We start from the raw sequence: 22,818 nt of genomic DNA, 5'->3' as shown, positions 1-22,818 counted from the left end.
GGCACCGCATCACCGTCCATCGGATCGGACCGGATGGTCCGCTCCGACGGGCGGCGGTGCTCACATGGAGGCGATGAGCCGTTCGACGCGTTCGTCCACCGACCGGAACGGGTCCTTGCACAACACCGTGCGCTGCGCCTGATCGTTGAGCTTCAGATGCACCCAGTCGACGGTGAAATCACGGCCTGCGGCCTGTGCGGCGGCGATGAAATCACCGCGCAGCTTCGCCCGGGTGGTCTGCGGCGGGGTGTTCACCGCGGCGTCGACGGACTCGTCGTCGGTGGCCCGCGCCGCCAGCCCCTTGCGTTGCAGCAGGTCGAACACGCCGCGGCCGCGCTTGATGTCGTGATAGGCCAGGTCGAGCTGGGCGATCTTCGGATCCGACAGCTCCATGTTGTAGCGGTCCTGGTAGCGCTGGAACAGCTTGCGCTTGATCACCCAGTCGATCTCGGTGTCGACCTTCGCAAAGTCCTGCGATTCGACGGCGTCGAGGACGCGGCCCCACAGGTCCACCACCTGCGCGACGTGCGGGTCGGGTTCGCGCTGGTGCAGATACTCCACGGCCCGCGCGTGGTATTCGCGCTGGATGTCCAGGGCACTGGCCTGCCGGCCGCCGGCCAGGCGCACCGGGCGCCGGCCCGTCAGGTCGTGGGAGACCTCGCGGATGGCGCGAATCGGGTTGTCGAGCGCGAAGTCCCGGAACGGCACCCCGGCCTCGATCATCTCGAGCACCAACGCCGCCGATCCCACCTTGAGCATGGTGGTGGTCTCGGACATGTTCGAGTCCCCGACGATCACGTGCAGGCGCCGATATTTCTCGGCGTCGGCGTGCGGTTCGTCGCGGGTGTTGATGATCGGCCGCGACCGGGTGGTCGCCGACGAGACGCCCTCCCAGATGTGCTCGGCGCGTTGCGACAGGCAGAAGGTGGCGGCCTTGGGGGTCTGCAGCACCTTCCCGGCGCCGCAGATCAGCTGCCGGGTCACCAGGAAGGGCAGCAGCACATCGGAGATGCGGGAGAACTCGCCGACGCGGGCGACGAGATAGTTCTCGTGGCAGCCGTAGGAGTTGCCCGCCGAGTCGGTGTTGTTCTTGAACAGGAAGATATCGCCGCCGATGCCTTCCTCGGCGAGACGCTGCTCGGCATCGATGAGCAGTTCCTCGAGGACCCGCTCGCCGGCATGGTCGTGCTCGACGAGCTGGAGCAGGTCGTCGCACTCGGCGGTGGCGTACTCGGGGTGCGAGCCGACATCGAGATACAGTCGCGCCCCGTTCCGCAGGAAGACGTTCGAGCTGCGCCCCCAGGACACCACCCGGCGGAACAGATAGCGGGCCACCTCGTCGGGGCTCAACCGACGATGCCCGTGGAAGGTACACGTGACGCCGAACTCCGTCTCGATACCCATGATTCGTCGCTGCACACCTCGACAGTACCGCGCGAACCCGACCCCCATGGGTCGCAACGACATCTACGGTCGTGGTGTGATCGTTCGCGAGCGTTACCGCACCGCCGACCGGGCCCTGTTCGAGCGCACCGGGGCGCTGCGCCCGTCCCCCGCCGACCCGTTGCTGCGCGATCTCGGGCGGGCCGCCAATCACAGTGTGCTGTGGGTCGCGTGCGCCGCGGTGTGCGCCGCCGCCGGCGGTCACGCCCGCCGCGGGGCGGTGCGGGGCCTGCTGTCGGTGGCCGGGGCCAGTGCCCTGACCAACGGGCTGCTCAAGCCGCTGTTGCCGCGCCGCCGACCCCCGGCGCGCACCGACCCGAAGTTCCGGCGCCGCAGTGTGCCGATCCCCCGCTCGTCGTCGTTCCCGTCCGGGCACGCCGCGTCGGCGGCGGCGTTCGTGACCGGGGTGGCGCTCGAATCCCCTGCGACCGGGGTCGTTCTGGCGCCGCTGGCCGCGGCGGTGGCCTATTCGCGGGTGCACACCGGCGTGCACTGGCCCGGTGACGTGCTCGTCGGCGGGGCGGTCGGGGCGACGGTGGCGTGGTCGACGCGCCGCTGGTGGGCGGTGCGCAGCCGCGAACCGGCGACCGTGCAGGTCGTGGCGGCTGCGCCCGCCCTGCCCGGCGGTGAGGGGATGCTGCTGGTCGTCAACCGAGACGCCGGGACCGCCGAGGAGATCGCCGCGGTGGTCACCGCCGCGCTCCCGGGGCTGCGGCGCGTCGACCTGGACCCCGAGCGCGATCCGGCGGAGCAACTGGAACATTTGCTGACCGCGTATCGGCCGCAGGCGGTGGGGGTGTGCGGCGGGGACGGCACGGTCGCGGCGGTGCTCGACGTCGCCGTCGACGCGCAGCTGCCGGTGGCGGTGTTCCCCGGGGGCACCCTCAACCATTTCGCGCTCGACCTCGGCGTGGTGGATCTGGAGGAGACGGTGCGGGCGGTCACCGCCGGGCAGGCGGTGGCCGTCGGGCTCGGACAGGTGACGGTGACCGGGCCGGAGGGACGCACGGTGCGGCGGTTCGTCAACACCGCCAGCCTGGGCGGCTATCCGGATGCGGTGCGGTTGCGGGAGCACTGGGAACCGCGGATCGGCAAGTGGCCGGCGGCGGGGCTGGCGATGCTCGCGGTGCTGCGCACGGCGAGCCCGATGCCCGTACGGATCGACGGGGCGGGACGGGCGGTGTGGTTGCTGTTCGTCGGCAACGGCCGCTACACCCCGGCAGATCAGGTGCCGATGTCCCGCGCGCATCTGGATCCGGGCACCCTCGACGTGCGGTATCTGCCGGCCGAGAGCCGGTTCTCGCGGTTCCGGCTGCTCGTCGCTGCGGCGACCGGAACCCTCGGCGCCTCACCGATGTACCGGCAACGGCACAGCCCGGGCCTGTCGGTGGAGGTCATCGGGGATCCGGTGGCGTTGGCCACCGACGGGGAAGTCCTCGCCGACGGCACCGGTTTCGACTTCGAGGTGGTGCCGTCGGCGTTGACGGTCTATCGGCTCGCGGTGGATCAGCCCGCGTCGGGACCGGACCCGGTCTCCGAGCCGGTCGTGGTGTCGGACCCCGATTCGGGGGCCGGATCGGCGGGCGCGGCCGACGGCGCCGCCTGAGCGGACCCGGTGCTGGGCAGCAGCGCGTCGAGCGCCGCCCCCGAGATACGGCGGAAGGCGCGGCGCGGCCGCTGCTTCTCGAGCACCGCGACCTCGAGTTCGCCGCGACCGAGCACCCGCGGCGCCGCATCGGCGGTGGCGGGCTGCTGCAGCGCGGTCACCGCCACGGCGACCGCCTCGTCGAGCGGCAGACCCGGCTTGTACGACGAGCGCAGCGCGGTGACGATCGGTTCGGTGTTGCCGCCCATCACCACGAACTGCGACTCGTCGACGATCGACCCGTCGTAGGTGATGCGGTACAGCTGCGGGCCGTCGTCGGTGTCGGCGCGCCCGACCTCGGCGACACAGATCTCCACCTCGTACGGCTTGGGCTGCTCGGTGAAGATGGTGCCGAGGGTCTGCGCGTAGGCGTTCGCCAGCGCCCGCCCGGTCACGTCCCGCCGGTCGTAGGAGTAGCCACGCATGTCGGCGTGCATGATCCCGGCGCGCCGCAGATTCTCGAACTCGTTGTACTTGCCGACGGCGGCGAAACCGACCCGGTCGTACAGTTCGCTGATCTTGTGCAGTGCCTTCGACGGATTCTCCGCCACCAGCAGCACACCACCGGCGTAGGTCAACGCGATCACAGACCGGCCCCGGGCGATGCCCTTACGGGCCAGCTCCGAGCGATCGCGCATGATCTGCTCGGCGGACGCATAGTACGGAAGTGTCACCGGGCATCTCCTGCGGTGCGGTCGGCCACGATGGTGCGGGCCAGCTCGGACAGGGTTTCCTCCGCGACGGCCACGGCGCCGGCCGCGGTGATCACCACCGCGGTCGGGTAGATCCCGCGGGTGGTGTCGGGACCACCGGTGGCGGTGTCGTCGTCGGCCGCGTCGTACAGCGCCTCGACGGCGGTGCGCAGCGCGCTCTGCTCGTCGGCGTCGGTGCGGTAGAGCTTCTTGAGCGACGAACGGGCGAACAACGATCCGGAGCCGACCGCATGGTAACCGGCGCGTTCCTCGTAGCGGCCCCCGACCACGTCGTAGGACACGATCCGCCCGGCGCGGTGCGCGTCGGCGGCGTCGAGGTCGAAACCGACCAGCAACGGCACCACGGCCAGGCCCTGCATGGCCGCACCGAGATTGCCGCGCACCATCGACGAGAGCCGATTGGCCTTGCCGTCGAAGGTCAGCGGCACCCCTTCGATCTTCTCGTAGTGCTCGAGTTCGACCGCGAACAGTCGCACGAGCTCGATCGCCAGGCCCGCGGTGCCGGCGATGCCGGCCGCCGAATAGTTGTCGGTGACGAACACCTTGTCGACGTCGCGGGAGGCGATCAGGTTGCCCATGGTCGCGCGCCGGTCGCCGGCGATGAGCACACCCCCGTCGAAGGTCAGCGCCACGATGGTGGTGCCGTGCGGGGCGAGGTCCACGTGGTCACCTCGTTCGAACCGGAACCGGTTCTCCGGCAGCATCTCCGGGGCGTGCATCCGCAGGTGGTCGGAGAACGACGACAAGGGCGACGCGAGGTGCAGCTTCGGCTGCACCTCGCGGTAGGGAAGAGAGGATCGTTCGGCTGTCACTGGCCACCTTTCTGCACATATGCCCGCACGAAGTCCTCTGCGTTCTCCTCGAGCACGTCGTCGATCTCGTCGAGAAGATCGTCGGTGTCCGAGGCGAGCTTCTCGCGACGCTCCTGACCGGCACCGCCGTCACCGACGACCTCGTCGTCGTCTCCGCCGCCACCGCGTGTGGTCTGCTCCTGTGCCATAGCCGCCGACCTCCTCCTGTACTCGGCGCGGAACCGTCACCGGTCGACGATCGGTGTGGTCACCGCTGCTTCGAACTCCTACCCTACCCAGCGAAACGGTCCACCGGTGGCGACACGCGTACTCGCGACCCGTGATCCGGCCACCGCCCACTGCAATGGGGTGGTCAGTGGGTGAGCTGATCGACCAACTCCGCCGCCGACTGCGCCGTCTCGAGCAGCTCCCCGACATGCGCGCGGCTGCCGCGTAGCGGCTCGAGGGTCGGGATGCGCACCAGCGACTCGCGACCGAGATCGAAGATCACCGAATCCCAGCTCGCCGCCGCGATATCGGCACCGAAGCGGCGCAGGCACTCACCGCGGAAGTAGGCGCGGGTGTCCGACGGCGGGGTGTGCACCGCATCGAGGACCTGCTGCTCGGAGACCAGCCGCTGCATCGACCCGCGGGCGACGAGCCGGTTGTACAGGCCCTTGTCCAGGCGCACATCCGAGTACTGCAGGTCGACCATGTGCAGGCGCGGCGCCGACCAGGACAGTCCCTCGCGGTTGCGGAAGCCCTCGAGCAGCCGCAGCTTCGCGGGCCAGTCCAGCAGGTCGGCGCATTCCATCGGGTCGCGTTCGAGCAGGTCGAGCACCATCGCCCACTTGTCGAGGATGTCGAGGATCCGCTTGTCCTCGGTGCCGTCGTGGAACTTCGCGACCCGCTCGTGATAGATCCGCTGCAGAGCCAGACCGGTCAGCTCCCGGCCGTCGGCGAGCGCGACGGTCTTGCGCAGCGACGGGTCGTGGCTGATGTGGTGCACCGCGGTGACCGGGCGGGCGAGCTGCAGATCCGACAGGTCGATGCCGGCCTCGATCAGGTCGAGCACCAGCGCGGTGGTGCCGACCTTGAGGTAGGTGGACATCTCCGCCAGATTCGCGTCGCCGATGATCACGTGCAGCCGCCGGTACTTGTCGGCGTCGGCGTGCGGTTCGTCGCGGGTGTTGATGATGCCGCGCTTGAGGGTGGTCTCGAGACCCACCTCGACCTCGATGTAGTCGGCGCGCTGCGAGAGCTGGAAACCGGGCTCGTCACCGGACTGGCCGATCCCGACCCGGCCGGAGCCGGTGATGACCTGCCGGGAGACGAAGAACGGGGTCAGGCCCGCGACCACCGCCGAGAACGGCGTCTCGCGGTCCATCAGGTAGTTCTCGTGGGTGCCGTAGGAGGCGCCCTTGCCGTCGACGTTGTTCTTGTACAGCTGCAGTCGCGGTGCGCCGGGCACACTCGACGCGTGCCGGGCGGCGGCCTCCATCACCCGTTCCCCGGCCTTGTCCCAGATCACCGCGTCGAGAGGGTCGGCGACCTCCGGGGCGGAGTATTCGGGGTGGGCGTGGTCGACGTACAGGCGCGCACCGTTGGTGAGGATCATGTTCGCGGCACCGACCTCGTCGGCGTCGATGACCGGGGCCGGGCCGTTGAACCGGCCCAGATCGAAGCCCCGCGCGTCGCGCAGGGGCGATTCGACCTCGTAGTCCCAGCGGGTGCGCCTCGCGCGCGGCACCCCTTCGGCGGCCGCGTAGGCCAGCACCGCCTGCGTGGAGGTCAGGATCGGGTTCGCCGATGGCTCGTTGGGTGAGGAGATCCCGTACTCGACCTCGATACCGATGATCCGCTGCATGCCCTCGAGCCTAGGCGATCCGGACGCTCACGGTCGTGAACAGCCCCGCCACCGGTCAGCGGTGCGGCTGCGGGGTGCAGTCCAGATAGCCGTGCGCCCCGATCGCCTGCAGCGCCACCCGCACCGGCGGCGGCGCCCACCTCGCCTGCGGGTCGGTTCCGAGCCGCGGGTCGCGCACCGGGATCGCCCTGCCCCGGGTGTGCACCACCGCCTCGCCGGCGGCACACACGTTGCGCACCCAGTCGGTGTCGGCGCCGTAGGTCAACGCGATCCGCAGGTCGTCACCGACGGTGAACAGCAGAACCGGGGTGCGGAACACCCGGCCCGAGCGGCGCCCGCGATGTTCGACCACCGCGGTGCCCGGCAACAGCTGAGCGAACGGGGTGGTGACCCGGTTGGTGACGATCTTGTTGAACCGGGCCATGGTGTGCGGCAACGGCATGGACGGTCCTCCCCCCGAGAGGCCGCGACGGCCGGACCTTCCGGAGGAGGGAAGGCCCGGCCGTCGCGGATCGATTGTCGTGGGTCGATTCCTACAGGTACTGGCCGGTGTTCGACTCGGTGTCGATCGCACGGCTCGCGCTGGCGTTCTTGCCGGTGACCAGGGTGCGGATGTACACGATCCGCTCGCCCTTCTTCCCCGAGATCCGGGCCCAGTCGTCCGGATTCGTGGTGTTGGGCAGGTCCTCGTTCTCGGCGAACTCGTCGACGATCGAGTCGAGCAGGTGCTGCACCCGCAGACCGGGCGCCCCGGTCTCGAGCACCGACTTGATCGCGTACTTCTTCGCCCGGTCGACGATGTTCTGGATCATCGCGCCGGAGTTGAAGTCCTTGAAGTACAGGACCTCCTTGTCGCCGTTGGCGTAGGTGACCTCGAGGAACCGATTGTCCTCGGACTCGGCGTACATCCGCTCGACGACCCGCTCGATCATCGCCCGCACGCACGCGACCCGATCGCCGCCGAACTCGGCGAGATCGTCGGCGTGCACCGGCAGGCTCTCGGTCAGGTACTTCGAGAAGATGTCCTGCGCGGCCTCCGCGTCCGGACGCTCGATCTTGATCTTCACGTCGAGGCGGCCGGGCCGCAGGATCGCCGGGTCGATCATGTCCTCACGGTTCGAGGCACCGATGACGATGACGTTCTCGAGCCCTTCGACACCGTCGATCTCGGCGAGCAGCTGCGGCACCACCGTGGTCTCCACATCGGAGGACACACCGGAACCGCGGGTGCGGAAGATCGAGTCCATCTCGTCGAAGAACACGATCACCGGGGTGCCCTCGGACGCCTTCTCCCGGGCCCGCTGGAAGATCAACCGGATGTGCCGCTCGGTCTCACCGACGAACTTGTTCAGCAGCTCCGGGCCCTTGATGTTGAGGAAGAACGACTTCGCTTCCTTCGAATCGTCGCCGCGGGCCTCGGCGATCTTCTTCGCCAGCGAGTTCGCGACCGCCTTCGCGATCAGGGTCTTACCGCAACCGGGCGGGCCGTACAGCAGCACACCCTTCGGCGGGCGCAGCGAGTACTCGCGGAACAGATCCTTGTGCAGGAACGGCAGCTCCACCGCGTCGCGGATCTGCTCGATCTGCCGGCCCAGGCCACCGATGTCGCTGTAGCCGACGTCCGGGACCTCCTCGAGCACGAGATCCTCGACCTCGGCCTTGGGGATCCGTTCGAAGGCGTAGCCGGCCTTGCTGTCGACCAGCAGCGAATCACCCGGGCGCAGCGTGAACGAGTTCTCGTCGTCGACGAGCACATCGGTCCTGTCGTCGGCGGCGGCCGCGGCGAGCGGGGCCGCCAGCCACACGATGCGTTCCTCGTCGGCGTGCCCGACCACCAGCGCGCGGGTGCCGTCGTCGAGCACCTCCCGAAGGGTGGTGATCTCGCCGACGCGCTCGAACCCACCGACCTCCACGACGGTCAACGCCTCGTTCAGCCGCACCGTCTGACCGGGCCGGAAGGTGTCGAGTTCGAGATTCGGGGACACCGCGACCCGCATCTTGCGGCCCGAGGTGAACACGTCGACGGTCTGATCGTCGAACGTCTCGAGCAGCACCCCGTAGCCGCTCGGCGGCTGGGCCAGCCGGTCGACCTCCTCGCGCAGCGTGATCAGCTGCTGGCGCGCATCCTTGAGGGTCTCGAGCAGTTTGCCGTTGCGGACCGTGAGGGACTCGAGCCGGGCTTCGAGGTCGCGTACCTGATCGGACGGTTCGCCGAGCCGACGACGCAAGGTCGCCACCTCTGCGCGCAACTCTTCGATTTCGCGTGCCGCCGCAACCGCATCCGGCTTCTCTGACGAGCTCATAGCGACTCCCTCCACTGTCGGTCATTCCACGCTACCGGGACATCGCCCCACATGGGGGAGGACACGAAACAGTCGTGTTCCGAACATGTGTCGCGTGTGGGACGCGCCATGGCACCGCACACCCGACACGCTGTTAGGCTGCCCTAAATATCGTGCGTCGACCGTTTCTCTCGAAAGGTACTCCTCCGTGACCCCACGTCCAGTTCGCACACTCTGCGCCGCCACCGCGATCGCCGCCCTCACCGCCCTGACCGGCTGCAGCTCCGACGACGCCGGCGACGACACCGCCACCGCGACCAGCGCGACGACGACCACCAGCACCACCGTGACCGCCGCGGTCACCGTCGAGCAGCTGCAGGAACAGATCGACGTGTTCTTTGACCCGGCCGCCACCACCGAGGACCGCGCCGCGGTCGTGGAGAACGGCACCGCGCGCACCGCCGTGCTCGACCAGTTCACCGGAGTGCTCGCCGGCTACCCGCTCACCGGCACCGTCGGCGAGATCACCACGGTCGACGCCGACACCGTCACCGCGACCACCGAGGTCGCCGGCCCGCACGGCGGCGCCCCGATGCCGCTGACCTTCGAGCAGATCGACGGCACCTGGGTCATCGCCGACGAGAGCGCCTGCTCGATCCTGGCCATGGGCACGCTCAGCTGCGAATAACCCCCGCCGGTCGGCGTCGGCTCAGCCCTTGCTGGGCCGACGCTGCGGCCTCGGGGTCTCCACCCCGTCCTGCAGACGCCGGGCACTGACCAGGAACGCCGTGTGCCCCTGCATCCGATGCTCGGGACGTACCGCCAGCCCCACCACGTGCCACCCGCGCACCATCGACTCCCACGAGCGCGGCTCGGTCCAGCAGGTCTGCTCCCGCATCGCCTCGACCACCCGCGACAGCTGCGTCGTCGTCGCCACGTAGACGATGAGCACCCCGCCGGGTACCAGCGCCTTCTTCACCGTCTCGAGCACATCCCAGGGGGCGAGCATGTCCAGCACCACCCGGTCCACACGGCCGTACTTCTCGACGTCGTAGTCCGCCAGATCCCCGAGCACCGTCGTCCAGTTCGCCGGGCGCTCCCCGAAGAAGGTGTCGACATTGCGCTCGGCGTATTCGAGATGGTCCTCACGCACCTCGTAGGAGATCACCCGGCCGCTCTCCCCGACCGCGCGCAGCAACGAACACGTCAGCGCACCGGAGCCGGCGCCGGCCTCGAGCACCGTCGCACCGGGGAAGATATCGCCCTCCTGCACGATCTGCGCGGCGTCCTTCGGGTAGATCACCTGCGCACCGCGCGGCATCGACATCACATAGTCGACGAGCAGCGGACGCAACGCCAGATAGGGGGTGCCGTTGGTGGAGGTGACCACCACCCCCTCGTCGGTGCCGATCAGGTCGTCGTGCAGGATCCCGCCGCGATGGGTGTGGAACTCCTTGCCCGGTTCGAGCACCACGGTGTACTTGCGGCCCTTGGCGTCGGTCAACTGCACCCGGTCCCCCACCTGGAAGGGTCCGCTGCGCCCGAGTCCGCCTACTGCCATCGCCGTGTCCACCTTCGTTCCAGCCCCGCACCCGGGATCGGGCACGCGGGTCCGGCACCGTGTCGGACCCGCGTCCTAGCCTGCCAGGTGTGACCACAGCTGCGCCCACACCCCCCCACCGACACAGTGCGGCCGGTCGCCCTGTCCCCCTCCCGGGCCGCCGACTTCACCCGCTGCCCGCTGCTCTACCGCTTCAAGGCCGTCGACCGGCTCACCACACCCCCGACCCGCGCCCAGGCGCGCGGCACCGTCGTCCACGCCGCCCTCGAAGCGCTGTTCGGCCTCGACGGCCCGGCCCGCACCCCCGCTGCCGCGCAGACCCTGCTGCCCGACGCCCTGGCCCGGGTCCTCGCCGCCACCCCCGATCTCGGCGTGGACCCCGACGACGCGGGTTTCCTCGCCGAGGCCGCCGCGCTGCTGAGCACCTACTTCACCGTCGAGGACCCCACCACCGTCACCACCGGCGGCTGCGAACTGCGAGTGGAGACGACCCTCGACGGCGACGTTCCACTGCGCGGCATCATCGACCGCCTCGACGTCGACGCCACCGGGGCGGTGCACGTCGTCGACTACAAGACCGGCCGCGCCCCGTCCCCGCGCGGCGAGCGGGCGGCGCTGTTCCAGTTGAAGTTCTACGCGCTGATCCTGTGGCGGCAGCGCGGCGTCGTCCCGGCCTCGCTGCGGCTGCTGTACCTCGGCGACGGTCAAGTGCTGAACTACCGGCCCGACCCCGAGGAACTGTGCCGCTTCGAACGGATCGTGCGCGCGATGTGGGTGACGATCCGGCAGTTGCGCGCCAGCGGCGACTTCCGCCCCGACCCCGGTCCCGGCTGCCGGTGGTGCGATCATCGGGCAGTGTGCCCGGCGTTCGGCGGTACCCCACCGCCGTATCCCGTCGACGGCGTTGCGACGCAGTCGATCCAGTCGACCCGATCGACACCATCGCTCCAGTCGACACCGGGCGCGCCCCACCGCATCGAGCAGCAGGAGAATCCCGAGTGAGCGACGCCGCCTACTACGTGCCGGTCCCCCGGCCGACCACCCCCACCGGTCCGGTCGACGACGTCGAGATCGCGGTGTTCCGCCCCACCGAACACACCGTCAGCACCTGGGGACCACACCTGCAGCACGGCGCCCCACCCTCGGCGCTGCTCGCCCGCGCCATCGAACGGCACCGGCCCCGCCCCGACACCCGCCTGAGCCGGCTCACCGTCGAACTGCTCGGCCCCGTCCCGCTCACCGACCTCGAGGTGCGCACCCACATCGAACGACCCGGTCGCCGCATCGAACTGGTCGTCGCCGAATTGTGGGCCACCACCCCCGACGGCACCGACCGCGCGGTCGCGCGCGGCACCGGCTGGCGCCTCGAAACCGTCGACCTGCCGCAGGTCGCGCATACCTCGGAGACCCCGCTGCCCGCCCCCGGTCACCTCGAAGCCAGTGCCCCGCACCCTGCCTGGAAGGGCGGCTACATCGGCACCGTCGACTGGCGCATCATCGTCCCCTTCGGCGCTCCCGGCCTGTCGTCGGCGTGGATGCGCAGCGAGATCGCCCTCGTCGAAGGCGAAACCCCCAGCGGACTCGACCGGTTGATGAGCGTCGCCGACGTCGCCAACGGTGTCGGCTCCAAACTCGACGCCCGCGAGTACACCTTCCTCAACACCGAACTGACCGTGCACCTGTTCCGCGCCCCCGAGTTCCGCGAACAGGACTGGGTGGGGATCGCCGCGGAGATGTCCGTCGGACCCGACGGGATCGGCATGACCGCCGGTCTGCTCTACGACGAGACCGGCGCGCTCGGCCGCATCACCCAGAACGTGCAGGTGCGGCCCCGCTGATCAGCGGGGCCGCACCGGAAGATGTCGGGAACGGTGCGCGTCTATTCGGGGGCGCGCATCGCCCGGCACGAGCGGATGTTCGACGCGAGGATCGCGCGGGCACCGATCTCGGCGAGCTGGTCCATCACCGCGTTGTGGCCCTTGCGCGGCACCATCGCCCGCACCGCCACCGAGTTCTCGTTCGCCAGCGGCGAGATCGTCGGCGACTCGAGACCGGGCGTGACCTGCACGGCCTGGTCGAGCAGGTGCTTGGGGCAGTCGTAGTCGATCATCACGTACTGCTGCGCGAAGACCACACCCTCGAGGCGGGCGATCAACTGGTTGCGGGCCCGATCCGAGCGATCCGAACCCTCCCGCTCGATCAGCACACCCTCCGAATCACACAGCGACTCGCCGAAGGCGACGAGATCGTGCTGCCGCAACGTCCGGCCCGAGCCGACCACATCGGCGATCGCGTCGGCGACGCCGAGCTGGATGGAGATCTCCACCGCACCGTCGAGCCGGATCACCTCGGCCTCGATGCCGCGGGCGGCGAGATCACGACGCACCAGATTCGCGTACGAGGTGGCGATGCGCAGACCCTGCAGATCCTCGACCGACCAGTCGCGGCCCTTCGGCGCGGCGTACCGGAAACGCGAGGACCCGAAGCCCAGCGACAGCCGCTCGGTGACCGGAGCCCCCGAATCCATCGACAGATCGCGGCCGGTGATCCCCAGATCCAGCTCGCCGGAACCGACGTAGATCGCGATGTCCTTCGGCCGCAGGAAGAAGAACTCGACGTCGTTGACCGGGTCGATGACCGTCAGATCCCGCGAATCGGTGCGCCGACGGTAGCCGGCCTCCTGCAGGATCTCGGCGGCGGACTCGGACAGCGAACCTTTGTTGGGGACTGCGACGCGCAGCATGACGGATGGGGTCCTTTCGAACGACGAGCAGAAGCGAGGAAGGGATCTACAGGGCACGGACGGCGGCACCGACACAGCGGGCCACCGGCCGTCACAGATGCTTGTAGACGTCCTCGAGCTTCAGACCCCGCCCCACCATCAGCACCTGCACCCAGTACAGCAGCTGCGAAATCTCCTCGGACAGTTCCTCGTCGGACTGGTACTCGGCGGCGATCCACACCTCACCGGCCTCTTCGAGTACCTTCTTGCCCTGGAAATGCACGCCGGCGTCCAGGGCGGCGACGGTGCCGGAGCCCTCGGGGCGGGTCGCGGCGCGTTCGGACAGCTCGGCGAACAGGGAATCGAAGGTCTTCACAGGGGTCGATTGTTTCATGCCCCGCCACCGGCCCCGCAGCCAGGACACCGACACCCGCTCAGAACTCGAGTTCGCGCCCGCTGACGAACCGCCGCGCCACCCCGCTGATCGGATCGGTGAACTCCAGCGACCGCGCCAGCAACCGCAGCGGATCGGTGAAATCGTCCGCGCGGCGCCGCCGGAACCGCGGATAGAAGTTGTCCCCCACGATCGGCACCCCCAACGACGCCAGATGCAGCCGCAACTGGTGGGTGCGACCGGTGCGCGGGAACAACCGGTAACGGGCCAGCTCCCCCCGCCGCTCGACCAGCTCGATGCGCGTCTCCGAATTCGGCTCGTCGGCGAACTGCTCGGCCGTCAACTCCCCGTGCCGCTTGACGATCCGGGTGCGCACCACCTGCGGGAACGACAGGTCGGGCCGATAACCGGCGACCGCCTCATATACCTTGCGCACCCGCTGCCGTTCGAACAGCTCCTGATAGGGCCGCCGCCACGCCGGGTCCGTCGTGCACAGCAGCACCCCGGCGGTCATCCGGTCGAGCCGGTGCACCGGCACCAGATGCGGCAACTCCAGCTCGCGCCGCAACCGCACCACCACCGACTCGCGAATGTGCGCGCCGCGCGGGATCGTCGCCAGAAAATGCGGCTTGTCGACGACGACGAGACCGTCCTCCCGATGCAGCACGTGCACCGGGAACGGCACCGGCACCTCCGGCGCCGGATCACGGTAGAAGTACACGAACCGCGTCGGCTGATACGGCGTGCGCGCATCGATGCGGCGGCCGTGCTCGTCGACCAGCTCCCCCGCCGCCATGTGCGCCGCCCAGTCCTCCTCGGGATGGCCGGCCTGCAGGAACTCGACGATCGTGGCCGCGTCGACGTCGGCGGGCATCCGGATGCGGTCGGGGCCGAGCCCGTCACGCACCGGCAGCGGTGCAGCACGCACCGGTCTACGCCTCCACGGGGCCCGGGACGCAGCCCTCGCACACCAGGGTCAACTCCCGGCCACGGAGGTCCGGATGATTCCGGTACCGCGAGGTCGGCGTCCCGCACAGGGCGCAGCGGCCGATCACCGTCGCCTCGGCGCTGAACTCGACGTTCATCCGCCCGTCGAAGACGTACAGCGAACCCTCCCACAGGCCCTCGTCGCCGAAGGTCTCGCCGTAACGGACGATGCCGCCGTCGAGCTGGTAGACCTCCTCGAACCCGCGGTTGCGCATCAACGCCGACAGCACCTCACAGCGCACCCCACCGGTGCAGTAGGTCACCACCGGGCGGCCCTTGAGATGGTCGTAGCGTCCGCTGTCGAGCTCGGCGACGAAATCGCGGGTCGTGGCGACGTCCGGCACGATCGCGTCCCGGAACCGGCCGATCTGCGCCTCGAAGCGGTTGCGGCCGTCGAAGAACACCACCTCGTCGCCGCGCTCGGCGACCAGCTCGTGCACGCCGTGCGGCGACAGATGGGTGCCGCCGTCGACGATGCCGTTCTCGTCGACCTTCACCTCGTCGGGCACCCCGAAGGTCACGATCTCCGGGCGCACCTTCACCGACAGGCGCGGAAAGTCGGCGCCGGTGCCGTCGGACCACTTGATGTCGATGTCCTTGAACGCCGCATAGCCGCGCAACCCACGGACGTACTTCTTCACATCGGCGATGTCACCGCCGACGGTGCCGTTGATGCCGTGCTCCGAGATGAGGATCCGCCCGGCCAACCCCAGCGACGACGCGAGGGTGTGCTGCCACAACCGGATCGCCTCCGGGTCGGGCAGCGGGGTGAACTTGTAGAACAGCACGATCTTCGGGACCGCCACCTCAGGGCACCCCCGCACCGTGCAGCTCGTGCAGGTCCTCGGCGCTCAACCCCTCGAGCGTGGACCGGAACACCCGCCGCTCCGAGCCGGGCACATCCACCAGCGACGGCACCACCAGCACCGTGCACCCGGCCGCATCCGCCGCGGCCGCCCCGGTCGGGGAATCCTCCACCGCCAGGCACTGCGCCGGATCCAGACCGAGCAGCTCCGCAGCCCGCAGGTAGGGCGCCGGATCGGGTTTGCCGGCCGGCACCTCGTCACCGCACACCGAATGATCGAAATGCTCACGGCCCAACGTTTCGAGAGCCACCTCGCACAACGCCCGCTCGGTGTTGGTCACCAGCACCGACCCCAACCCGGCCTCACGGACGGTGCGCAGCGCCGCCTGCGCGCCGGGCCGCCACGACAACCCATCGGCGAACAACCGGCCCATGTAGTCCGTCAGCCACGCCGCCGCAGCCGCCGCCTCGTCCGGGGTCGGTTCCAGACCCAACCCGGCGAAGGTGCGCAGCACCGCCAGATCCATCGGCCCACCGATCGTGGAGATGCGGGTCTCGTCGCTCATCGGCCCACCGAGATGCAACGACAACTCGTGCATCCCGATGTCCCACAAGCGTTCCGATTCGAGCAGGGTGCCGTCCATGTCCCACAGCACCGCCCGCAGCGCACCGGTCTGCACCGCGAGCGGCGCCTCCACCCGATCAGACATTGAAGTACTTCGCCTCCGGGTGGTGCAGCACGAACGCATCGGTGGACTGCTCGGGATGCAACTGCAACTCCTCCGACAACTCCACCCCGATCCGCTCGGGTTCGAGCAGCTCGACCAGCTTGATGCGGTCCTCGAGATTCGGGCACGCGCCGTAACCGAACGCGAACCGGGCGCCGCGGTAGGCGAGCTTGAAGTACTCCGCGACCTCCTCCGGATCCTCGTCCGCCGCCGTGCCGCCCTCGGCGAACGCCAGCTCCTGCCGCACCCGCCGATGCCAGTACTCGGCCAGCGCCTCGGTCAGCTGCACACCGATACCGTGCACCTCGAGATAGTCGCGGTACGAATTCGACGCGAACAGCTCGTTCGCGAAGTCCGCGATCGGCTGCCCCATCGTCACCAACTGGAACGGCCACACATCCACCTGACCCGACGCGAGCGCATCCTCCCGCGACCGCACGAAATCGGCGATGCACAGGAACCGCGAACGCTGCTGCCGCGGGAAGGTGAACCGGTAACGCTCGGGAGCATCCGGACGCGGCTCGGTCAGCACCACCACGTCGTCACCCTCGGACACCGCCGGGAAGTAGCCGTACACCACCGCCGCGTGCTGCAGGATGCCCTCGGTCGCCAACCGGTCCAGCCAGTACCGCAACCGCGGCCGGCCCTCGGTCTCCACGAGCTCCTCGTAGCTCGGGCCGTCGCCACCGCGCTGCCCGCGCAGCCCCCACTGCCCCAGGAACAGCGCACGCTCGTCGACCAGCGCCGCATAATCCGCCAGCGGGATGCCCTTGATCACCCGGGTGCCCCAGAACGGCGGCGTCGGCACCGGCAGATCCTTCGCGACATCACTGCGCTCGGGGATCTCCGCCGGCGTCTCCGCGGCCTTGCGCTTCTCCGCGATCCGCTTGCTGCGCTCGTGACGCTCCTTGCGCTCGGCGGCCTTACGCGCGGCCTCGATCGCCTCCGGGCTGTCCGGCGCCGGACCCTCACCACGCTTCTCGGCCATGACCCGGTCCATCAACGACAGACCCTCGAACGCATCGCGAGCGTACGACACCTTGCCCTCGTAGACCTCCGCCAGATCGTTCTCGACGTAGCTGCGGGTCAGCGCCGCACCACCGAGCAACACCGGGAACTGCTCGGCGACCCCACGAGCGTTGAGCTCCTCGAGATTCTCCTTCATCACCACCGTCGACTTCACGAGCAGACCCGACATGCCGATCACATCGGCGCGCTTGTCCACCGCCGCGTCGAGGATCGTCGCGATCGGCTGCTTGATGCCGAGGTTGACCACCTCGTAGCCGTTGTTCGACAGGATGATGTCCACGAGATTCTTGCCGATGTCGTGCACATCGCCCTTGACCGTCGCCAGCACGATCCGGCCCTTGCCCTCGTCGCCGGTCGACTCCATGTGCGGCTCCAAGAAAGCCACCGCGGTCTTCATCACCTCGGCGGACTGCAGCACGAACGGCAACTGCATCTGACCCGACCCGAACAGGTCACCGACGGTCTTCATGCCCGACAGCAGCGTGTCGTTGATGATCGCCAGCGGCGGAGTGGTCTTCATCGCCTCGGTCAGATCGTCCTCGAGACCGTTGCGCTCCCCGTCGACGATGCGCCGCTCGAGCCGCTCGAACAACGGCAACGCCGCCAGCTCCTGCGCCCGCGACTCGCGTGCCGACGCCGCCGACACCCCCTCGAACAGCTCCATCAGCTTCTGCAGCGGGTCGTAACCCTCCCTGCGCCGGTCGTACACCAGATCCAGCGCGACCTGCCGCTGCTCCTCCGGGATCCGCGCCATCGGCAGAATCTTCGACGCGTGCACGATCGCCGTGTCCAGCCCCGCCTCGGTGCACTCGTTCAGGAACACCGAGTTCAGCACCTGCCGCGCCGCCGGATTCAGACCGAACGACACATTCGAGATACCGAGGGTGAAGTGCACCTCCGGATGCGCCTCGTGGATGCGGCGGATCGCCTCGATCGTCTCGATCGCATCGCGCCGCACCTCCTCCTGGCCCGTCGAGATCGGGAAGGTCAACGCATCGACGATGATGTCCTGCGGCGACAACCCCCACTTACCGGTCAGATCCGCGATCAGCCGCTCGGCGATGCGCACCTTGTGCTCGGCGGTACGGGCCTGGCCCTCCTCGTCGATCGTCAACGCGACCACCGCCGCGCCGTGCTCGACGACATGCTCCATGATCCGCTCGAACCGCGAACCCGGACCGTCACCGTCCTCGTAGTTCACCGAGTTCACCGCGCAGCGGCCCCCGAGATGCTCGAGGCCCGCCTTGATCACGTCCGGCTCCGTCGAGTCGATCATGATCGGTAACGTCGACGACGTCGCGAACCGCGACGCCAGCACCGCCATGTCCGCCGCCCCGTCGCGCCCGACGTAGTCGACGTTCAGATCCAGCATGTGCGCACCGTCGCGGATCTGGTCCTTCGCGATGTCCAGGCACTTCTGCCAATCCGCGGCGAGCATCGCCTCACGGAACGCCTTCGACCCGTTCGTGTTGGTGCGCTCACCGATCATCAGGATCGACGCGTCCTGCTCGAACGGCACCGAGGTGTACAGCGACGACACACCCGGCTCCGGCTGCGGTGCGCGCGGCGCCGGCTGCACCCCGCGCACCGCCTCGGCGACCTGCCGGATGTGCTCGGGGGTCGTGCCGCAGCAGCCACCGACGAAGGTCAGCCCGTACTCGGAGACGAAACCGGCCAGGGCCTCGGCGAGCTCCTCTGGCTGCAGCGGGTACTCGGCGCCGTTCGCGCCCAGCACCGGCAGACCCGCATTCGGCATCACCGACACCGGGATCGTCGCGTGCTGCGACAGATACCGCAGGTGCTCGCTCATCTCCGCCGGACCGGTCGCGCAGTTCAACCCGATCAGGTCGATGCCGAGCGGCTCGAGGGCGGTCAGCGCGGCACCGATCTCGGAACCGAGCAGCATCGTGCCGGTGGTCTCCACCGTCACGTGGGTGACGATCGGGATCCGGCGACCGGCCTGCTCCATCGCCCGCTTGCTGCCGATGATCGCGGCCTTCGCCTGCAACAGGTCCTGGCAGGTCTCCACGAGGATCGCGTCGGCACCACCGTCGAGCATGCCCAGTGCCGCCTCACCGTAGGCGTCGCGCAGCACAGCGAACGGTGCGTGGCCGAGGGTGGGCAGCTTCGTACCCGGACCCATCGACCCGATCACCATGCGGGCCACGCCGTCGGCACCGGGGCCCATCTCGTCGGCGACCTCGCGGGCGAGGCGGGTACCGAGCTCGGACAGCTCACGGATGCGGTCGGCGATGTCGTAGTCGGCGAGGTTGGGCAGGTTGCAGCCGAAGGTGTTCGTCGAGACGACGTCGGCGCCGGCCTCGAAGTACGCCCGGTGGATCCCCCGGATCACATCGGGACGAGATTCGTTGAGGATCTCGTTGCACCCCTCCAAACCGCGGAAGTCGTCGAGCGAGAGATCCGCGGCCTGCAACATGGTGCCCATCGCCCCGTCTCCGATGACAACGCGCTGGGTCAGCGCATCGAGCAGGACAGAATGAAGTGGGGTGGACATGCCCTTCAGACTAGTGGGCGCCCGGATCGGGCCGGGTCGTAGGCTGGACGAGTGAGTACACCCGAGTATCCCGAGACCCCGGACCAGGACGTCCCCGTCCTGCGCGATCCGGTGCTCGTCGCCGCCTTCGAGGGGTGGAACGACGCCGGCGACGCCGCCAGCGGCGCCGTCGAACACCTCGAGCTGATCTGGGACGCCGAGCCCTTCGCCGAGCTGGACTCCGAGGAGTACTACGACTACCAGGTCAACCGGCCACAGGTCCGTCTCGTCGACGGCGTCACCCGCGAGATCGACTGGCCCACCACCCGACTATCGCTGTGCTCCCCGCCCGGCAGCGACCGCGACGTCGTCCTGCTGCACGGCATCGAGCCGAGCATGCGCTGGCGCAGCTTCTGCGACGCCATCATCGAACTCGTCGACGAGTTCGAGGTCCACACCGTCGTCCTGCTCGGCGCACTGCTCGCCGACACCCCGCACACCCGCCCGGTCCCGGTGACCGGCACCGCCTACAGCTCCGAGGCCGCCGAACGCTTCAAGCTGCAGACCTCCCGCTACGAAGGACCCACCGGCATCACCGGCGTGCTGCAGGACGCCTTCGTGCGCGCGGGCATCCCCGCCGTGTCGTTCTGGGCGGCGATCCCCCACTACGTGTCCAACCCGCCGAACCCCAAGGCCACCGTCGCGCTGCTGCGCCGCGTCGAGGACGTCCTCGACCTCGAAGTGCCACTCGGCGAACTCCCCCTCCTCGCCGAGGAATGGGAACAGACCGTCACCGACATGATCGAGGACGACGAGGAGATCGCCGAGTACGTGCGCACCCTCGAGGAGCGCGGCGACGCCGAAGCGGAGGAGGACATCTCCGAGGTCATCGCCAAGATCGACGGCGACGCCCTCGCCGCCGAGTTCGAACGCTATCTGCGGCGACGGGGTCCCGGCGGCTTCAACAGGTGAGGGATCTGCGCGAACCGCTGCAGCGCACGGCGCTGTACGCGGGGGGCTTCCTCGGTCCCTTCGGCGGCAGTGTCGTCGTATCGATGCTGCCGGAGATCGGCGCCGACACCGGTGTGTCCACAGGGACGGCCGCGACAACCGTCACCGCCTATCTCGGTGTGTTCGCCGCCGCGATGCTGTTCTCCGGCACGCTCGGCGCACGGTGGGGACGCGTCCGCACCGTCCGCACCGCCTATCTCGTCTACGCGGCGGTCTCCATCGCCGCGGCTCTGGCGCCGACCTTCTCGGTGCTCATCGGCACCCGCATGCTGCAGGGCGCGGCCAACGCGTTCACCACTCCACTGCTGCTCGCGGCGCTGGCCGTCATCACCCCGAAGGACAGGCTCGGCCGTGCGCTCGGCTTGTTCGGGGCGATGCAGGCCGCCGGCCAGACCGTCGCCCCGATGATCGGCGGTCTCGCCGCCGAGGTGAGCTGGCGATGGGCGTTCGTCGTGCTCGCCGGCGCCGCGCTGGTTCTGGCGCTCGCCGGCCTGCCCGAATCGGTGCGCGACGACCCGTCCGGTACCACCCGGGTCCGTCTGCGTGACGCGCTCACCCCGCGCGTCCTGCGTATCGGGCTGGTCGCGTTGCTCGGCTGGGGTGCCCTCGGCGGGCTCGGGTTCCTCCTCGCCTTCCGGGTCGAGGACGACTTCGGGTTGTCCCCGTCCGAACGCGGCGTGGTACTCACCGTGTTCGGACTCGCCGGCATCCTCAGTTCCAGGCCGGTCGGGATGCTCATCGACCGCGTCGGTGCTCGCGCGATCGTGCTCATCGGCGCGGTGAGCGGCGCAGCGCTGGTCGTGGTCGTCGGTACCGTCCCGTGGCTCGTCGTTCTCGGCGTCGCGTGGTTCCTGGCGGGCGTCGCTTCGCAGTTCATCCTCGTCGGAGTCAACGCCGCGGTACTCGGTGGGCCGGGCGGCAACCGCGGTGGTGCGGTGTCCGTCGTGCAGGCCTTCCGCTTCGGCGGTGCGGCCTTCTCCCCTCTCCTGCTGACACCGGTGTACGGCGCGGATCCCGTCGTCGCGTTCCTGCTGCCCGCCGCGCTGCTCGGTGTGCTGGTCCCCCTGGCAATGACTCGACGCCCGGAGGCGTCGAGCCGCTGACACCCCGGTCCTCTTGGTGGTTGGTGGTTGGTGGTTGGTAGTTGGTGCTGCGGTGTGTGGTGAGTAGCTTGTAAAGGAAGATGGATTCTGGTTTTTTATGGTTTCCGTATTGTTCAGAATATCTCCAGGGCTCTCTAACCGGTTCTTCAGTGGCCTCAGACCGAGCGTCTCTCCCGTCGTCGCCCACCCGGCGTCCGGCCGGTCCACTGCTTGAACGCCACCGAGAAGCTCGACGCATCGGCGTAGCCCAGACGGTGCGCCACCCTCTCCACCGGCAGGCCCGCATCCAGCAGCTCCCCCGCCATCGTCCTCAGTGTCTCGGCCACGATCGCCCGGTACGAGGTCCCCTCCTCCCCCAGCTGCCGCCGAAGGGTACGCACGCTCGACCCCAGCTCCGCAGCCACCTGGTCCTGGGTGGGGCTCTCGGCAGCGCGACGCAGCAGCACTTCCCGCACGCGGGCACCGAGCTCGCCGTGATTCTGTCTGCGCTGCAGCAGTTCCGCGCATTCCCGTAGCAGTACGGCGGCGACCTCCGGGCTCGCGGTCGGCATGGGCCGGTCCAACGCCCGCGCGTCCACCACCACCGCATGCGGCGACGCCGTCGTCTCCACCCGGAAACCCCGGTCGCGGAGGACCGGCGCGACCCGCTCACCGAGCGATTCGGCCACCTCGATGCGACGCACCTCCGACGGTTGCCCCCACAGCGCACCCCAATGGGCGAGGATCCCCGAGACGTCGCGCTCCAGCAGGAAGCCCCGCAGCTGCGCCGGCACGTGCCGGTCGTCGAGGCAGAAGCGGACCTCGTCGCCCGCATACTCCAGGGCGGCGCGCGAGAAGGCGAAGGTGAGATCGAAGAAGCGGGTGCCCACCTCGATGCCGTCGCGCACCGTCGCACAGCTCATCAGGGCGTAACCGAAGATCCCGTGCACCGCCGCCTGGTAGCGCAGACCGAGAGCGAACCCTTCCCCGGGCCGATCGTCCAGCGCGGTCACGAGATTCCCGATCACGGCCAACTCCTGGTCGTCGGTGATCTCCCCACCCGGATCGGTGATCTCCTCCTCCCCCAACCCGGTACCTGCCAGCAACGTGCCGGCATCGAGACCGCGCTCGCGTCCGAACGACACCATCAGGGCCGCGCTCGTCGCCGCGCGGCGGGAGGTCCAGGGGTTCACGAGGCTCCATCCTCGGCAGCGTGGCCGAAATTCACAAGAACTTGCCGATAGTGGCATGGATCACGGAGGGC

At 69.3% G+C, this 22,818-nt stretch carries 21 protein-coding genes; 6 read left to right on the top strand and 15 right to left on the bottom strand.

The genetic code is table 11. The annotated features are described in order from the left end of the window. Window positions 1–60: 60 nt before the first annotated feature. A complete protein-coding gene (gene pafA, locus ACNJ7K_RS15335) occupies window positions 61–1,419 on the bottom strand; it encodes a Pup--protein ligase (protein WP_026061779.1) in 1,359 nt (452 codons plus the stop codon). A 31-nt stretch (window positions 1,420–1,450) separates the two neighbouring features. On the opposite strand from pafA, the gene ACNJ7K_RS15330 reads away from it, so the two are divergent. After that, on the top strand, window positions 1,451–3,049 hold the full coding sequence (locus tag ACNJ7K_RS15330) for a bifunctional phosphatase PAP2/diacylglycerol kinase family protein (protein ID WP_230791794.1): 1,599 nt from the start codon (window positions 1,451–1,453) through the stop codon (window positions 3,047–3,049). On the opposite strand, the gene prcA is transcribed toward ACNJ7K_RS15330, so the two are convergent. The 6 genes from prcA to arc form a co-directional block, all read right to left on the bottom strand. Continuing rightward, entirely contained in the window at window positions 2,950–3,762 is an 813-nt protein-coding gene (prcA, locus tag ACNJ7K_RS15325; RefSeq protein ID WP_159418194.1) for a proteasome subunit alpha, read from the bottom strand. The two genes, ACNJ7K_RS15330 and prcA, sit on opposite strands and share 100 nt — an antisense overlap. Further along, window positions 3,759–4,520, bottom strand: a complete 762-nt coding sequence (prcB, locus tag ACNJ7K_RS15320) for a proteasome subunit beta (protein ID WP_225623829.1) — start codon at window positions 4,518–4,520, stop codon at window positions 3,759–3,761. Before prcB ends, prcA begins: the two co-directional genes overlap by 4 nt. Window positions 4,521–4,609: 89 nt before the next feature. Further along, on the bottom strand, window positions 4,610–4,801 hold the full coding sequence (locus ACNJ7K_RS15315) for a ubiquitin-like protein Pup (protein ID WP_006552173.1): 192 nt from the start codon (window positions 4,799–4,801) through the stop codon (window positions 4,610–4,612). A 164-nt stretch (window positions 4,802–4,965) separates the two neighbouring features. Then, window positions 4,966–6,459 (bottom strand): depupylase/deamidase Dop, encoded by a 1,494-nt coding sequence (dop, locus tag ACNJ7K_RS15310; protein ID WP_006552172.1) that lies wholly within the window; start codon window positions 6,457–6,459, stop codon window positions 4,966–4,968. A gap of 55 nt (window positions 6,460–6,514) precedes the next feature. After that, window positions 6,515–6,901, bottom strand: coding sequence for a nitroreductase family deazaflavin-dependent oxidoreductase (locus ACNJ7K_RS15305; RefSeq protein ID WP_159418195.1), 387 nt, complete (start codon window positions 6,899–6,901; stop codon window positions 6,515–6,517). 91 nt (window positions 6,902–6,992) lie between these two features. Next, the gene (gene arc / locus ACNJ7K_RS15300) at window positions 6,993–8,762 is read right to left on the bottom strand and encodes a proteasome ATPase (RefSeq protein WP_120282828.1); all 1,770 of its coding nucleotides are present in this window, start codon (window positions 8,760–8,762) and stop codon (window positions 6,993–6,995) included. Window positions 8,763–8,949: 187 nt separating this feature from the next. Between arc and ACNJ7K_RS15295 the strand changes: the two genes are divergently transcribed. Continuing rightward, the gene (locus tag ACNJ7K_RS15295; RefSeq protein ID WP_159418196.1) at window positions 8,950–9,429 is read left to right on the top strand and encodes an MTB12 C-terminal domain-containing protein; all 480 of its coding nucleotides are present in this window, start codon (window positions 8,950–8,952) and stop codon (window positions 9,427–9,429) included. 21 nt (window positions 9,430–9,450) lie between these two features. Here ACNJ7K_RS15295 and ACNJ7K_RS15290 read toward each other — a convergent pair whose 3' ends face one another. Beyond that, window positions 9,451–10,302 (bottom strand): tRNA (adenine-N1)-methyltransferase, encoded by an 852-nt coding sequence (locus ACNJ7K_RS15290; protein WP_159418197.1) that lies wholly within the window; start codon window positions 10,300–10,302, stop codon window positions 9,451–9,453. 126 nt (window positions 10,303–10,428) lie between these two features. On the opposite strand from ACNJ7K_RS15290, the gene ACNJ7K_RS15285 reads away from it, so the two are divergent. Then, window positions 10,429–11,304: a RecB family exonuclease gene (locus tag ACNJ7K_RS15285; protein ID WP_487041862.1), complete on the top strand. Its 876-nt coding sequence runs from the start codon at window positions 10,429–10,431 to the stop codon at window positions 11,302–11,304. Beyond that, window positions 11,301–12,140: a thioesterase family protein gene (locus ACNJ7K_RS15280; protein WP_120282823.1), complete on the top strand. Its 840-nt coding sequence runs from the start codon at window positions 11,301–11,303 to the stop codon at window positions 12,138–12,140. The genes ACNJ7K_RS15285 and ACNJ7K_RS15280 overlap by 4 nt, the downstream gene beginning before the upstream one ends. A 41-nt stretch (window positions 12,141–12,181) precedes the next feature. Here ACNJ7K_RS15280 and hisG read toward each other — a convergent pair whose 3' ends face one another. From hisG to metH, 6 genes are all read right to left on the bottom strand, one after another. Continuing rightward, window positions 12,182–13,045: an ATP phosphoribosyltransferase gene (gene hisG, locus ACNJ7K_RS15275; RefSeq protein ID WP_159418199.1), complete on the bottom strand. Its 864-nt coding sequence runs from the start codon at window positions 13,043–13,045 to the stop codon at window positions 12,182–12,184. 91 nt (window positions 13,046–13,136) lie between these two features. Next, window positions 13,137–13,418, bottom strand: coding sequence for a phosphoribosyl-ATP diphosphatase (locus ACNJ7K_RS15270; protein ID WP_170318512.1), 282 nt, complete (start codon window positions 13,416–13,418; stop codon window positions 13,137–13,139). A 40-nt stretch (window positions 13,419–13,458) separates the two neighbouring features. Further along, a complete protein-coding gene (locus tag ACNJ7K_RS15265; protein WP_159418200.1) occupies window positions 13,459–14,346 on the bottom strand; it encodes a pseudouridine synthase in 888 nt (295 codons plus the stop codon). 4 nt (window positions 14,347–14,350) lie between these two features. Then, entirely contained in the window at window positions 14,351–15,211 is an 861-nt protein-coding gene (trhO, locus tag ACNJ7K_RS15260) for an oxygen-dependent tRNA uridine(34) hydroxylase TrhO (RefSeq protein WP_159418201.1), read from the bottom strand. 1 nt (window position 15,212) lies between these two features. Then, window positions 15,213–15,920: an HAD family hydrolase gene (locus tag ACNJ7K_RS15255; protein WP_174247032.1), complete on the bottom strand. Its 708-nt coding sequence runs from the start codon at window positions 15,918–15,920 to the stop codon at window positions 15,213–15,215. Further along, window positions 15,913–19,482, bottom strand: coding sequence for a methionine synthase (gene metH / locus ACNJ7K_RS15250; RefSeq protein ID WP_120282813.1), 3,570 nt, complete (start codon window positions 19,480–19,482; stop codon window positions 15,913–15,915). The genes ACNJ7K_RS15255 and metH overlap by 8 nt, the downstream gene beginning before the upstream one ends. Window positions 19,483–19,533: 51 nt before the next feature. Between metH and ACNJ7K_RS15245 the strand changes: the two genes are divergently transcribed. Together ACNJ7K_RS15245 and ACNJ7K_RS15240 are read left to right on the top strand one after the other, a co-directional pair. Next, complete coding sequence (locus ACNJ7K_RS15245) at window positions 19,534–20,433, top strand: PAC2 family protein (RefSeq protein WP_016690813.1); 900 nt, start codon at window positions 19,534–19,536, stop codon at window positions 20,431–20,433. Continuing rightward, window positions 20,430–21,575, top strand: a complete 1,146-nt coding sequence (locus ACNJ7K_RS15240; RefSeq protein ID WP_192378469.1) for an MFS transporter — start codon at window positions 20,430–20,432, stop codon at window positions 21,573–21,575. The genes ACNJ7K_RS15245 and ACNJ7K_RS15240 overlap by 4 nt, the downstream gene beginning before the upstream one ends. A 155-nt stretch (window positions 21,576–21,730) precedes the next feature. Here ACNJ7K_RS15240 and ACNJ7K_RS15235 read toward each other — a convergent pair whose 3' ends face one another. Beyond that, entirely contained in the window at window positions 21,731–22,747 is a 1,017-nt protein-coding gene (locus ACNJ7K_RS15235) for an AraC family transcriptional regulator (RefSeq protein ID WP_192378468.1), read from the bottom strand. Between the last annotated feature and the right edge of the window lie 71 nt (window positions 22,748–22,818).

The sequence above is a fragment of the Rhodococcus shunpengi genome (assembly GCF_048381395.1).
Taxonomy (GTDB): Bacteria; Actinomycetota; Actinomycetes; order Mycobacteriales; family Mycobacteriaceae; genus Rhodococcus.
This window is presented reverse-complemented; position numbering and strand designations above follow the sequence as displayed.